The sequence below is a fragment of the Stenotrophomonas sp. PUT21 genome (genome assembly GCF_052232875.1).
Taxonomy (GTDB): Bacteria; Pseudomonadota; Gammaproteobacteria; order Xanthomonadales; family Xanthomonadaceae; genus Stenotrophomonas; species Stenotrophomonas maltophilia_N.
Window position 1 is genome coordinate 333,948 of sequence record NZ_CP197645.1, and the last position, 12,983, is coordinate 346,930.

General features: G+C 68.4%; 10 protein-coding genes. 5 read left to right on the forward strand and 5 right to left on the reverse strand.

Features of this window, described 5'->3' with window-relative positions:
- Window positions 1-9 precede the first annotated feature (9 nt).
- Window positions 10-2,541, forward strand: coding sequence for a S9 family peptidase (locus tag ACTT2I_RS01465; RefSeq protein ID WP_421100185.1), 2,532 nt, complete (start codon window positions 10-12; stop codon window positions 2,539-2,541).
- A 170-nt stretch (window positions 2,542-2,711) separates the two neighbouring features.
- Complete coding sequence (gene ppc / locus ACTT2I_RS01470) at window positions 2,712-5,423, forward strand: phosphoenolpyruvate carboxylase (RefSeq protein WP_421100184.1); 2,712 nt, start codon at window positions 2,712-2,714, stop codon at window positions 5,421-5,423.
- 41 nt (window positions 5,424-5,464) lie between these two features.
- On the opposite strand, the gene ACTT2I_RS01475 is transcribed toward ppc, so the two are convergent.
- Both ACTT2I_RS01475 and metK read right to left on the reverse strand, forming a co-directional pair.
- On the reverse strand, window positions 5,465-5,983 hold the full coding sequence (locus ACTT2I_RS01475) for an acyl-CoA thioesterase (RefSeq protein WP_026069660.1): 519 nt from the start codon (window positions 5,981-5,983) through the stop codon (window positions 5,465-5,467).
- A 211-nt stretch (window positions 5,984-6,194) separates the two neighbouring features.
- Entirely contained in the window at window positions 6,195-7,406 is a 1,212-nt protein-coding gene (gene metK / locus ACTT2I_RS01480; RefSeq protein ID WP_019182462.1) for a methionine adenosyltransferase, read from the reverse strand.
- 359 nt (window positions 7,407-7,765) lie between these two features.
- Between metK and ACTT2I_RS01485 the strand changes: the two genes are divergently transcribed.
- From ACTT2I_RS01485 to ACTT2I_RS01495, 3 genes are read left to right on the forward strand one after another with little or no spacing between them, the layout of a single operon-like run.
- Window positions 7,766-8,608 (forward strand): UDP-2,3-diacylglucosamine diphosphatase, encoded by an 843-nt coding sequence (locus ACTT2I_RS01485; protein WP_088433977.1) that lies wholly within the window; start codon window positions 7,766-7,768, stop codon window positions 8,606-8,608.
- 48 nt (window positions 8,609-8,656) lie between these two features.
- Window positions 8,657-9,733, forward strand: coding sequence for a metal-dependent hydrolase (locus ACTT2I_RS01490; protein WP_421100183.1), 1,077 nt, complete (start codon window positions 8,657-8,659; stop codon window positions 9,731-9,733).
- On the forward strand, window positions 9,730-10,170 hold the full coding sequence (locus ACTT2I_RS01495) for a hypothetical protein (protein WP_088434025.1): 441 nt from the start codon (window positions 9,730-9,732) through the stop codon (window positions 10,168-10,170). Before ACTT2I_RS01490 ends, ACTT2I_RS01495 begins: the two co-directional genes overlap by 4 nt.
- 13 nt (window positions 10,171-10,183) lie before the next feature.
- Here the strand turns inward: ACTT2I_RS01495 and ACTT2I_RS01500 are convergent, their stop codons facing one another.
- From ACTT2I_RS01500 to ACTT2I_RS01510, 3 genes are all read right to left on the reverse strand, one after another.
- Window positions 10,184-11,011, reverse strand: a complete 828-nt coding sequence (locus tag ACTT2I_RS01500) for a methyltransferase domain-containing protein (RefSeq protein ID WP_088433979.1) — start codon at window positions 11,009-11,011, stop codon at window positions 10,184-10,186.
- A 10-nt stretch (window positions 11,012-11,021) separates the two neighbouring features.
- A complete protein-coding gene (gene dusB, locus ACTT2I_RS01505; protein WP_293981147.1) occupies window positions 11,022-12,014 on the reverse strand; it encodes a tRNA dihydrouridine synthase DusB in 993 nt (330 codons plus the stop codon).
- Window positions 12,015-12,231: 217 nt separating this feature from the next.
- Window positions 12,232-12,978 carry a SagB/ThcOx family dehydrogenase gene (locus ACTT2I_RS01510; RefSeq protein ID WP_421100182.1) on the reverse strand — a complete coding sequence of 249 codons (747 nt, stop codon included), beginning with the start codon at window positions 12,976-12,978 and terminating at the stop codon, window positions 12,232-12,234.
- Between the last annotated feature and the right edge of the window lie 5 nt (window positions 12,979-12,983).

Genomic DNA, 12,983 nt, shown 5'->3' on the forward strand with positions numbered 1-12,983 from the left:
GGACCGAACATGACACGCAACCACGGTGCACGCGCGCCACATTGGCGCCATACCTTGATCCTTGGGCTGGCCCTGCTGGCGGTGCCACCGTTGGCGCTGGCCGCGGCCCCGGCCGCCAAGCGCCCGCCGCAGACCGTGGCCGCCAAAAGCGACCCGGGCGGCTACGAGCTGCCGTCGCCGGCCCTGCAGGCCGTGGTCGACGCGCCACGTGCGCCGACCCTGAGCCTGTCCCCGCGCCGTGACCTCGCCGCGCTGCTGCAGACCCCGCCGCTGCCGTCGATCAACGAGGTCGCCCAGCCCGAACTGAAGCTGGCCGGCCTGCGCATCCACCCGGCCACGCATTCGGCCAGCCGCTTCAGCTTCGCCGACAAGCTGTGGCTGATGAGCGTGGCCGACGGCAAGGAGCGCCAGATCAGCGGGCTGCCGCAGCCGTTGTCGATCGCCACCTTTGCGTGGTCGCCGGACCAGAAGTACATCGCCTTCAACCAGGTGCACGCCGCCACCGGCACCAATGAACTGTGGATCGTCGATGTCGACGCCGGTTCGGCGCGCCGCCTCGTCGGTGATCTGAACACGGTGATGGGCGATGGCTACAGCTGGCAGCCGGACAGCCGGGGCCTGCTGGTGATGCAGCAGCTCAAGGGGCAAGGGCCGGCACCGTCCGCCGGCGGTATCCCGACCGGTCCGGCCATCCAGCAGACCGAGGCCGATGCCGGCGTCCGCACCATCCGCACCTACCAGGACATGCTCAAGAACGAGGCCGATGCCCGTCTCTTCGACTACTACGCCAGCGCGCAGCCGGCCAAGGTCGCGCTCAACGGCGTGACCACGCCGCTGTCCACCGGCGGTGTTTACTGGGATGTCACACTTTCACCCGATGGCCGTTACCTGCTCAGCGAGCGGGTGGTGCGTCCGTACTCCTACCTGGTGCCGGCCAGCGCATTCGCGCGTCGCATCGAAGTGCTGTCCGCCGTGGATGGCACGCTCGAGCACACCGTGGCCAACCTGCCGTTGAAGGAAGGCCTGCCGACCGGCAACGACGCGGTGGCCACCGGCGTGCGCCGGATCGACTGGCGCGCCGATGCTCCGGCGACCCTGGTCTGGGCCGAAGCGCAGGACGGCGGCGACCCGAACCGCGAGGCCAAGGTGCGCGATGCCGTGCTGATGCAGGCCGCCCCCTTCGACAAGCCGCCGGTGACCCTGGCGCAACTGGGCAGCCGCTATGCCGGTATCCAGTGGGGCCGTGGCGACCTGGCACTGCTCAACGAATCGTGGTGGAAGAACCGTGAGGTCAAGCAGTGGCGGATCGCGCCCGACCAGCCGGAGAAGGCGGCCGAGCTGCTGTCCGCGCGTTCCTCGCAGGACCGTTACAACGACCCAGGCCGGCCGGGGCTGGTGCGCGACGTCAACGGACGCTCGCGTCTGCAGGTGAGTGCCGATGGCCGCAGCATCTTCCTGTACGGCCTGGGTGCCTCGCCGGAGGGCGACCGTCCGTTCGTGGATCGTCTTGATCTGGACAGCAAGCAGACCACGCGCCTGTTCCACTCGCAGGCCCCGTCGTACGCCGCGCCGGTGGCGCTGCTCGACCAGGAAGGCAGCTCGCTGCTGTTGACCCGTGAATCGCCCGACGAGCCGGCCAACTTCTACGTACAGTCGCTGACCGATGCCACGGCTGCACCGAAGGCGCTGACCCACTTCCAGCACCCGCTGCCGCAGCTGCGTGGGGTGAGCAAGGAGCAGATCCGCTACAAGCGCAACGACGGTGTCGACCTGACCGCCACGCTCATGCTGCCGCCGGGCTACAACGCGAAGAAGGACGGCCCGTTGCCGCTGCTGATGTGGGCCTACCCGGGCGAGTTCAAGACCGCCGAAGCCGCCAGCCAGGTCACCGATTCGCCGTACCGCTTCAACGCGATCAGCTACTGGGGCCCGCAGGCATTCCTGGCCAAGGGCTACGCGGTGCTGGTCAGCCCGTCGATGCCGATCATCGGCGAGGGCGACAAGGAACCGAACGACACCTACCTGCCGCAGCTGATCGCCAATGCCGAGGCGGCGGTGAATGAAGTGGTGCGCCGTGGCGTGACCGACCGTGAGCACATCGCGATCGGTGGTCACTCCTACGGTGCATTCATGACCGCCAACCTGCTCGCACATACCCGCCTGTTCAAGGCCGGCATCGCGCGCAGTGGTGCGTACAACCGTACGCTGACCCCGTTCGGCTTCCAGGCCGAAGAGCGCAACTACTGGCAGGCGCAGGACGTCTACCAGAAGATGTCGCCGTTCAACTACGCCGACAAGATCAAGGACCCGATCCTCTTCATCCACGGCGTGGACGACAACAACTCCGGCACGTTCCCGATCCAGAGCGAGCGCATGTTCGCCGCGGTGAAGGGGCTGGGCGGTACTTCGCGGCTGGTGATGCTGCCCAACGAATCGCATGCCTACCGCGCGCGCGAATCGATCATGACCATGCTGGCCGAGAGCGAGCGTTGGCTGGAGCAGACCGTGGGCGAGGGGAAGCCGGTCAAGAAGACGCGCTGACCGGCCGTGGCCGGCACCCATCGCGATGGGGCCGGCCACCGTCTGCTCGGCATGCAGTCGTGCCGGCCGCTGGCCGGCGCTACCAGATGTAACTATTTGCGCGACGCAGCAATGACCCCAATGTGGGGTAGGCTTGAGCGGATTCCGTTCCCGAGGCCAGTGCGTCGCAGATGAACGAGTACCGAAGCAGCATCGTTTTTGCCACTCCCGATATTCCCCTGCGTGACGATGTACGCCGACTCGGCGCACTGGTCGGCGACCTGCTCGCCGAGCAGGTCGCCACGCAGTTTTTCGATGATGTGGAACAGGTGCGTACGCGCGCCATCGCCCGCCGCGAAAGCGACGCTCCCCTGTCCGATCTCAACGATGCGCTGACCGGCCTGCCGCCGGCGCGCGCCGAAGCGATGGTGCGTGCGTTCAGTACCTATTTCCAGGTGGTGAACATCGCCGAGCGCGTGCACCGCATCCGCCGCCGCCGCGACTACCAGCGTGCCGGTACCGCCACGCCGCAGCCCGATGGCCTGCAGGACGCACTGGTCAATCTCAAAGCGCAGGGCGTCACCCTGGACGAGCTGGCCGAGTGGCTGCCGCGGATCGACATCGAGCCGGTGTTCACTGCGCACCCGACCGAAGCGGTGCGCCGCGCGCTGCTGGAAAAAGAGCAGTTGATGGTGGCCAGCCTGGTCGACAACCTCGACGGCCAGCGCACCCCGGGCGAAGCGGCCGCCGATGCCGCGCGGTTCCGCATGGCCCTGACCGCCTCGTGGCAGACCACCGATTCCTCGCCCGTGCGCCCGACCGTGGAAGACGAGCGCGAGCATGTCGGCTTCTATCTGGTGCAGGTGCTGTACCGGGTGATTCCGGTGCTGTACGAATCGCTGCAGCAGGCACTGCTGGATACCTATGGCGAGGAACTGCCGCTGCCGCGCCTGCTGCGCTTCGGCACGTGGGTGGGCGGCGACATGGATGGCAATCCGAACGTGGACGCCGGCACCATCCGCAACACCCTGGATGCGCAGCGCCAGGCCGTGCTCGGCCGCTACCAGAAAGACCTGCTGCAGCTGGCCAGCCTGCTCAGCCAGTCCACCGAACGGGTGGCGGTCAGCGATGAACTGCAGGCACGCGTGGAGCATTACAAGGTCCTGTTGCCCAAGGTCACCTCGCGCCCGCGTCATGCCGACATGCCGTACCGCCTGCTCAACGACCGCATGCGCGCGCGCGTGCAGGCGACGATGGAGGATGCGGAAGGCGCCTATGCGTCGCCGCAGGAACTGACCGACGACATCGAACTGATCCTGCGCAGCCTGCACGAGAACAAGGGCGACCATGCCGGCGGCTTCGCGGTGCGTCGCCTGCTGTGGCGGGTGCGCACCTTCGGCTTCCATCTGGCGCGCCTGGATGTACGTCAGGAATCGAGCGTGCATGGCCGCGCGCTGGCCAGCGTGCTGGATGGGCAGGAGGCCTGGGACGGCGCCGATGCGGTCACCCGCGCGGCGCGCCTTGCCCCGTTCGCCAGTGGCGAGCAGGCGCTGCCGGCGAGCAACGAAGAAGGCGGTGAGCGCCTGGACGCGGTGTTCGCGGCGCTGGCCGATGCACGCCACCGGCACGGTGCCGACGCGCTGGGGAGTTACATCATTTCAATGGCGCACGACCGCAGCGATGTGCTCGCCGTGCTCGCCTTGGCGCGTCGCGGCGGCCTGGTGGATGACGCCGGCGCGGTGCCGCTCGACATCGCCCCGTTGTTCGAAACCGTGGACGATCTCAAGCGCGGGACCGACACCCTGCGCGATCTGCTGGCCGACCCCGTGTACCGCACCCACCTGGCCTCGCGCGGCGATGTGCAGATGGTGATGCTCGGTTATTCGGACAGCGGCAAGGACGGGGGTATCGCAGCGTCGCGCTGGGGCCTTCAGCGCGCCCAGGTGGAGCTGTTGGAGGTCGCTGCCGAGAACGACATCCGCCTGACGTTCTTCCACGGCCGTGGCGGCTCGATCAGCCGCGGTGGCGGCAAGACCACGCACGCCGTGGATGCCTCGCCGCGTGGCAGCATCGACGGCCGTCTGCGCGTGACCGAGCAGGGCGAAGTGATCCATCGCAAGTACGGCATCCGTGCACTGGCGCTGCGCTCGCTGGAGCAGTCCACCGGTGCGGTGCTGCGCTCCAGCCTGCGCCCGCGCGCCGCGGAACCGCGCGAGGAACAGTGGCGCCCGGTCATGGACCTGATCGCGCAGAAGAGTGCCGATGCCTACCGCGCCTTCGTCGGCCAGAAAGACTTCATGCAGTACTTCCGCCTGGCCACGCCGATCGACGTGATCGAGCGGATGACGCTGGGCTCACGCCCCTCGCGCCGGTTGGGCGAAGATGCGGCGCTGACCAATCTGCGCGCGATTCCGTGGGTGTTCGCCTGGAGCCAGGCGCGTGCCGTGATTCCGGGCTGGTATGGCGTGGGTAGCGGCCTGCAGGCGGCGATCGATGCCGGCCACGAAGGCCTCCTGAAAGAGATGGCGCGCGACTGGCCGTTCTTCAGCACCTTCCTGGACGACATCGCGATGGTGCTGTCCAAGGGCGACCTGACCATCGCCGAGCAGTTCTCGCAGCTGTCCGGTGCGTTGCATGGCCGCTTCTTCCCGCAGATCCAGGGCGAGCTTGAGCTCACCTCACAGTGGATCCTGGCGCTTACCGGCCAGGACGCACTGCTGCAGCACGACCAGCGCCTGGCGCTGTCGATCCGCCTGCGCAACCCCTACATCGATCCGATCAGCGTGCTGCAGGTGGACCTGCTGCGCCGCTGGCGTGAGAGCGGGGGCGAAGACGACGATGTGCTGCGCGCGCTGGTGGCCTGCGTGAACGGTGTTTCGCAGGGCGTACAGAACACCGGGTAGGCCATGACGGGGCAGTGCCGGCCGCTGGCCGGCAGCGCTCCTCAGACCCGCTCGACCAGATCGCCCGGCGCGGGCGGATTGGACGCCAGCAGCTCCAGGTGACGCTGCTCCATCTCCTCGCGCAGCTGGCGGCGGATCAATGCGGCCGCATGCCGGCGGCGTTCGTCGGCAGTTTCCAGTACCAGCGGCGGCACCGGGGTCGGCTTGCCCTCGTCATCCACCGCGACCATGGTGAAGAAGCAGCTGTTGGCGTGGCGCACGCTACGCTTGAGGATGTCCTCGGCCACCACCTTGACCCCGATTTCCATCGAGGAGGTGCCGGTGTAGTTGACCGAGGCCAGGAAGGTGACCAGCTCGCCAACCGCGATCGGCTGGCGGAACATCACCTGGTCCACCGAGAGGGTGACCACGTAGCTGCCGGCATAGCGGCTCGCACACGCGTAGGCGACCTGGTCGAGCAGGCGCAGCACCGCACCGCCGTGCACCTTGCCGGAGAAGTTGGCCATGTCCGGCGACATCAGCACCGTCATGGAGAGCTGGTTGGATTTGAATTCGGGCATGGCGGGAGTGTAGCGCCGCTTGACCCATTGGTAGAGCCGACCGTTGGTCGGCTTGTCGCGCGCGGCGAGACGGGCCAGGTACGGCAAAACGACGACGGGCCGCTTTCGCGACCCGTCATTTGTTTGGCCGATCATTGCCGCGCTGCGCGCGGCCAGCCGACCAACGGTCGGCTCTACCGGTAAGAAAAGGGCCGCTTTCGCGGCCCATTTCTTACTTCAACTTCGCATCCGCGCGCAGGGCGGCGGCGCGATCGGTCTTCTCCCAGGAGAAGGCGGTCGCGTTGACCTGTTCGCCAGCACCGTTGGTGTAGCTGAACTCCTTGGCCTTGCGGCCGAAGTGGCCGTAGGCCGCGGTCTGCTGGTACATCGGGTGGATCAGATCCAGCATCTGGATGATGCCGTACGGGCGCAGGTCGAAATGCTTGCGGATCAGCTTTTCGATCTTGTCATCGCTGATCTTGCCGGTGCCGAAGGTGGTGACCGAGATCGAGGTCGGCTCGGCCACGCCGATGGCGTAGGAGACCTGCACTTCGCAACGGTCGGCCAGGCCGGCGGCAACGACGTTCTTGGCGACGTAACGGGCAGCGTAAGCCGCCGAACGGTCGACCTTGGACGGATCCTTGCCCGAGAACGCACCACCACCATGACGGGCCCAGCCGCCGTAGGTGTCGACGATGATCTTGCGGCCGGTCAGGCCGCAGTCGCCCACCGGGCCGCCGATCTCGAACTTGCCGGTCGGGTTGATGTGGAACTTGGTGCCCTTGTGCAGCCACTTGGCCGGCAGCACCGGCTTGATGATCTCTTCGCGGACGGCCTCGATCAGGTCCTTCTGCTTCACGCCCGGGGCGTGCTGGGTCGACAGCACCACCGCGTCGATGGCCGAGACGGCACCGTTCTCATAGCGCAGGGTGACCTGGCTCTTGGCATCCGGGCGCAGCCAGGACAGCGGCGAGTTCTTCTTCTTGCGGATCTTGGCCTGCTGCTCGACCAGGCGGTGCGACAGGTGGATCGCGGCCGGCATGTAGCTGTCGGTCTCGTTGGTGGCATAGCCGAACATCAGGCCCTGGTCGCCAGCGCCCATTTCTTCGGGCTTCTTGCGGTCCACGCCCTGGGCAATGTGCGGCGACTGCTTGCCGATCAGGTTCAGCACGCCGCAGGTCGCGCCGTCGAAGCCGACGTCGGAGCTGTCGTAGCCGATGTCCAGGATCACCTTGCGGGTCAAGGCTTCCAGGTCGATCCAGGCGCTGGTGGTGATTTCACCGGCGACGATTGCCACGCCAGTCTTGACCATGGTTTCGCAGGCCACGCGCGCACGCTTGTCCTGGGTCAGGATCGCGTCCAGCACCGCATCGGAGATCTGGTCGGCAATCTTGTCCGGATGGCCTTCGGAGACCGATTCGGAGGTGAACAGGTAGCTGGACATCAGGCGTAATATCCTTTGATTCGGATGGAAAGATGGGCGCGAATGATACACGGCAAGTCGCGCGCTTGCATTGTGCGCCAGCACGGGTTGCCCGTGGTTAAGCCCGCGTGCCCGTCGCAGGGCCCCGTGTGACGGGATTGAGGCCCAGCGTCACCGCGCAGTGTTCCACCAGCGTGACAACCGGGCGCCCGCAGCGGCAGCCCCCCGACAGGCCCGCCAGCCGCACGCGCTCTCACGATGGGTGCGACGGGCATCCGGACCCCGCGCGCGTCATCGGCCCGTCGTCAAACCGCCATCGGGCTGTCGCCGGGGCCGTGCAGGCTTCGGCGCATCCGGCCGCCGGACCTGAGGAGCACGCCATGCACGAACTCGAGCAGCGCGACGCGCGGGAGGCCGCCACGCGGCCCGTGACGACCCTGGCGCCCCATCGGCGGGCGGTCTTCCTCTCCGATGTCCACCTGGGCTCGCGCCACTGCCACGCCGCTGAACTGGCCCGGTTCCTGGCCGAGCTGCGCTGCGAGCGCCTGTATCTGGTGGGCGACATCATCGACCTGTGGTGGATGGCGCACCGCCGGGCCAGCTGGCGGCCGGCGCACAGCGAAGTGATCCAGGCCCTGCACGCGCTGCAGCGGGCCGGCACCGGGATCATCTACATTCCTGGCAACCACGATGCTTCGCTGCGCAAGGTCTGCGGACTGATGCTGCCGGCCATGCAGGTCCGCCGGCGGGCGATCCACGTGACCGCCGACGGACGCCGGCTGCTGGTCGTCCATGGCGATGACTACGACGGCATCACCCATTTTGGCGGGCTGCAGGAGCAGTTCGGGGACTGGCTGTACTACCGCATCCTCACCGGCAACCGCCTGCTCAATGCCGCGCGGCGGCGGCTCGGCCAGCGCTACTGGTCGCTCTCCGAATTCCTCAAGAAGCGCAGCGGCGCGGCCGAGCGCTACATCGAACGCTTCGTCCAGGCCGGACTCGAGGATGTGCGGCGGCGCGGTCTGGACGGGATCGTCTGCGGGCATATCCATCGCGCCGCGCTGGTCGAGCGCGACGGGTTGATCTATGCCAACGACGGCGACTGGGTGGAAAGCCTGACCGCGCTGGCCGAAGACCCGGATGGCAGCCTGCGGCTGCTCGATCACACCGGGCAGACCCTGGCGGCGCTGCCCGGCAACGCTGCACTGGCCAGAGCGGCCTGAGCAGAACGGCAGGGGCGCAGGGCCAGGCCCGGCTGCTAGCATCGGCCGATGGACTCCCTTACCCAGATCGTACTCGGCGGCGCGGTGGCCGCCGCCATTGCCCCGGCCGGCCATCGCCGCGCCGCCCTGTTGGCCGGTGCCGCGCTCGGCACCCTGCCGGACCTGGACGCGCTGCTGCTGGCGTTCACCGCCGCCGATCCGGTGGCGCTGATGGTCGAGCACCGCAGCTTCAGTCATTCCCTGCTGGTGCTGCCGTGGGTGGCGGCGTTGATCTGGTGGCTGTTCAAACGCTTTGGTCATGGCCGGGTGGCACAGGCGCCGGGCCGCTGGTTCTGGGCGATCGCGCTGGCGCTGATCACCCATCCGCTGCTGGATGCCTTTACCGTTTACGGCACCCAGCTGTGGTGGCCGTTCACGCCGCCTCCGACGATGTGGGCCAGCGTCTTCATCATCGACCCGCTGTATACGGTGTGGCTGCTGCTCGCCTGTGCGGTGGCGTGGTTCGCCCGTGCGCGGCCGCTGGCGCAGAAAGCGCTGGTGGCGGGGCTGGTGCTCAGCAGTGGTTACCTGGGCTGGTCGCTGCTGGCCAAGCACAGCGTCGACCGCGAGGCCGACCGCGCGCTGGCCGCCATGGGGTTGGGTGACGCCCCGCGCTTCTCGGTGGCGATGCCGTTCAACACGCTGCTCTGGCAGGTGGTGGCGATGACGCCCAGCGGGTACGTGATCGGCGAGCGCTCGCTGATCGCCGACCGCGGCGCGATGACCTTCGAAGGGCATCCTTCCAACGTGCAGGCCTTGCGCCAGGCGGCCACGCTGCCGGCCGTGCAGCGGCTGAACTGGTTCAACCGCGGCTTCATGCGGGCCCAGGTGGTCGATGGCGAACTGCAGCTCAGCGACCTGCGCATGGGCCTGGAGCCGGACTACACCTTCACCTTCGCGGTGGCCCGGGCCGAGGGCCAGGGCTGGGCGGCGATCACGCCACGACAGCTGCGCCCGGCGTATGAAGGGGAGCAGGGCAGGGCGATGGTGAAGCGCCGGTTCTCGGCGATGTGGCAACGCATCTGGCACGCGCCGGCGCATCCCGAGGTGATCGCACCGAAGGCAGGTTGGACGGAGGCACCGTGACCGAACGGTTCGACATGGAGATCAATGGCACGCGCTACACCCGGCTGGCCGATGTGCCGCCGGAGTACCGCGCGCTGTTGCTGGATGTGACCCCGGGCCGCTCCGCCGAGCAGCCAGCGGTGCCGTTGCGCGAGATCCTGCACAAGGCCAAGGCGCAGCCGGACCGCGCGCGTCAGCAGCAGGTGCTGCTGGAGGAACTGCACAAGGTCGACCCCGAGCGGGCGCGGCGCATGCAGAACAAGCTCACCGAGCGTAACCAGCGGCCGGCCACCGGCACCCTGGAGGTGGGCAACACGCCCACCGCGCGGCCGCGCGAAGGCGCCCGCCTCACCGCCGGTGGTGCAACGGTCGCCCCGGGTGATCGGGGCGGGCTGGGTCTGTGGGTGGTGCTGGCAGGGGTGGTCGTGGCCAGCCTGGTGGCGTGGCTCATCGGGTAGGGCGTGCTGCCGATCAATACACCGTCGCGCGCGCCTGCACGAAGGAGAAGAAGAACACCGCGTTCGGATCGTTCTGGACCAGGCTGAACTCGCGGCGCATGCCATCCACCGTCTCCTGGTCGACCAGGCCGGCGTCCAGCAGCGGATCGGCCGCCGACAACAGCAGTTGCTCCCAGAACGCGATCATCGTCTTGCGACGTGCCGGCTCGCGGTTGTCCAGGTGGATGGTCTTGATCTCGGTGTGCACGTCGCGGAAGCCGCCGGCCAGCAGCAGGTTGCCGAGCTTGGCACCGACGAACGGATCGCCACCGTGGTCGTACTGGAAATCGTTGAAGGCCATCCAGTAGCGCCAGATATGCGGTGAATACGGATCGAGCAGGAACGAGGCGTTCATCACTTCGGTGACATACACGGGCGAGCCCGGCACCAGCACGCGGCGCACTTCGTTGAGCACCCGCGCCGGCGAGGGCACGTGCTCCAGCACCCAGCACAGGAAGGCCGAATCGAATTCGCGCGCGCCGAACGGCAGGTTGCCGGCGTCGGCCTGCAGCAGGGTGTAGCGCTCGCGGCACCACGGTGTCCTGGCCAGGTTGGTGGCGGCGGTGGCCAGCTGCGCCTCGCTCAGGTCCACGCCGGTGACGTGCAGCTCCGGGAACCGCCGCAGCAGGATGTCCGTCTGCGCGCCAACGCCGCTGCCGACTTCCAGCAGGCGCGTGGCGCCGCCGTAGTCAATGCCGCTGAAGATGCTCGATTCGAACAGGCGCGACTGGGTGACCAGGCGATGCTGCTCGGTATCGGAGAAGCCGTGGAGGTAGGTCGGTGCGGTGATCGGCGGAGTCATGGCGGAAGGCTCAGGCAGCGGACGACAACGGCTCGCCGGCGGCGAGGGCGTCGAAATAGTCAGTGGTCAGGGCGACTTGGCTGGCGGCATCTTCGGCGCGGTTGACCACCGCACGGAAGGCGGCGTTCTCCGGCCGGTCCTTGGCGTACCAGCCCAGGTGTTTGCGCGCGATGCGCACCCCCTGCTGCTCGCCATAGAAATCGTGCAGCGCGTGCAGGTGCCCCAGCAGCAGGTCGCGCACCTCGGTCACCGAGGGCGGCGCCAGCAGCTCGCCGGTGGCCAGGTAGTGCGCCACCTCGCGGAAGATCCAGGGCCGGCCCTGGGCGGCGCGGCCGATCATCACCGCGTCCACGCCGGTCTGCTTCAACACCTGCGCGGCTTTCTGCGGTGAGTCGATGTCGCCGTTGGCGATCACCGGAATACGCAGCGCTGCCTTGATCGCGGCGATGGTGTCGTACTCGGCGGTGCCGGTGTAATGCTGGTCGCGGGTACGGCCATGCACGGCCAGCGCGGCGATGCCGCTGTCTTCGGCGATGCGGGCGATCAGCGGGCCATTGCGGTGGTCGCAGTCCCACCCGGTGCGGATCTTGAGCGTGACCGGCACGTCCACCGCACTGACCACCGCGCCGAGGATGCGGGCGACCAGGTCCTCATCGCGCATCAGCGCCGAGCCGGCCCAGGCGTTGCAGACTTTCTTGGCCGGGCAGCCCATGTTGATGTCGATGATCTGCGCACCGTTGTCCACGTTGTAGCGGGCCGCCTCGGCCAGCTGCTGCGGCTCGGTGCCGGCGATCTGCACGCTGATCGGGTCCGGCTCACCGGCATGGTCCATGCGGTGCAGCGATTTGCGGGTATTCCAGAAGCGCGGGTCGGAGATGGTCATCTCCGAGGCGGCCAGGCCCGCGCCCAGCTGTTTGCACAGCAGGCGGAAGGGCTTGTCGGTGACACCGGCCATCGGTGCCAGCACCACGTTGGGCTGGATGTTGTAGGGGCCAATCTGCATAGGCGCATTGTAGAGCGCCCGGCCGGCGCCGGCCGCGCTGGCGGCCAGCCCGTTCAGGCCGATCCGGAAGAGCCTGATGCGCTCCGGTCATGAGCATATGCTTGACGATTGGTTCCGCCGCCCCCAGCGGCGGCGGATGCTGGCTGGTTACCGGTCGCGCCGGACGCTGGCTGGGAATCGCATGATCAGGTGGAGCCTGCCGCGATTCCGGCGATGGTCAGGGCGCCGGACCACATGCATAGGCCAACACCGCCAGATGCCGCTGCGGGTCGAGCCCGAGCAGGGCCAGCACGGCGGCGTCCTCGAATGAGCCGATCGCGCAGCCGGCGGCGTTCATCGCGGCCACCTGCTGCCCCAGCGCGCCCAGCCAGACCCCGGCCTCGATCAACACGAAGCGGCCGCCGCGCTCGCCGTACTTGGCCAGCGTCCCACCCGGCTCGGCGATCAGGAACAGCACGGCCGCCGGCCGCTCCGGCCAGTCCACGCCCAGCAGCCTGGACAGCGCCGGCCATGCAGGGCAGGGCGCTACCGGCACCAGGGCGTGCTCGAGCGGGTCGTACCACTGGATGCCCGGCGCTACCGCGGGCGCATCGTCGTTGCCGTACAGCGCGGCATAGGCCTGGATCGGGTACTTGGCCCCACCGGACGGCAGACGCCGCGTGTCACTGTCGCCGGGGCGGGCCCGCAGCGGGGCCAGCACGCGCCCCAGTTCCTGCGCGCCCCACGGTGCATCACCGAAACGGCGGCCACTGCGGCGCTGCGCGAGGGCATCGCCGGGGTGTACCGGGTCCGGCAAGGCGACGCCGGCTGCTGCATGCAACGGCCGTGGCGGCGACCAGGCACGTGCGGCATCTTCGGCGATCCGCGCGCGCATCACGTCTGCGCGCGCGGGATTGAGCTCGCCGTTGTGCCAGAACAGATGGAACAGCGGGGCATCGTCCCAAGGGGAAGGCGGTGACGGCATGCGGT

What these genes read in the sequence shown, in the direction of transcription:
- ACTT2I_RS01465 (WP_421100185.1), top strand. Translation starts at nt 10, where the DNA reads ATGACACGCAACCACGGTGCACGCGCGCCACATTGGCGCCATACCTTG.
- ppc (WP_421100184.1), top strand. Translation starts at nt 2,712, where the DNA reads ATGAACGAGTACCGAAGCAGCATCGTTTTTGCCACTCCCGATATTCCC.
- ACTT2I_RS01475 (WP_026069660.1), bottom strand. Translation starts at nt 5,983, where the DNA reads ATGCCCGAATTCAAATCCAACCAGCTCTCCATGACGGTGCTGATGTCG.
- metK (WP_019182462.1), bottom strand. Translation starts at nt 7,406, where the DNA reads ATGTCCAGCTACCTGTTCACCTCCGAATCGGTCTCCGAAGGCCATCCG.
- ACTT2I_RS01485 (WP_088433977.1), top strand. Translation starts at nt 7,766, where the DNA reads ATGCACGAACTCGAGCAGCGCGACGCGCGGGAGGCCGCCACGCGGCCC.
- ACTT2I_RS01490 (WP_421100183.1), top strand. Translation starts at nt 8,657, where the DNA reads ATGGACTCCCTTACCCAGATCGTACTCGGCGGCGCGGTGGCCGCCGCC.
- ACTT2I_RS01500 (WP_088433979.1), bottom strand. Translation starts at nt 11,011, where the DNA reads ATGACTCCGCCGATCACCGCACCGACCTACCTCCACGGCTTCTCCGAT.
- dusB (WP_293981147.1), bottom strand. Translation starts at nt 12,014, where the DNA reads ATGCAGATTGGCCCCTACAACATCCAGCCCAACGTGGTGCTGGCACCG.
- ACTT2I_RS01510 (WP_421100182.1), bottom strand. Translation starts at nt 12,978, where the DNA reads ATGCCGTCACCGCCTTCCCCTTGGGACGATGCCCCGCTGTTCCATCTG.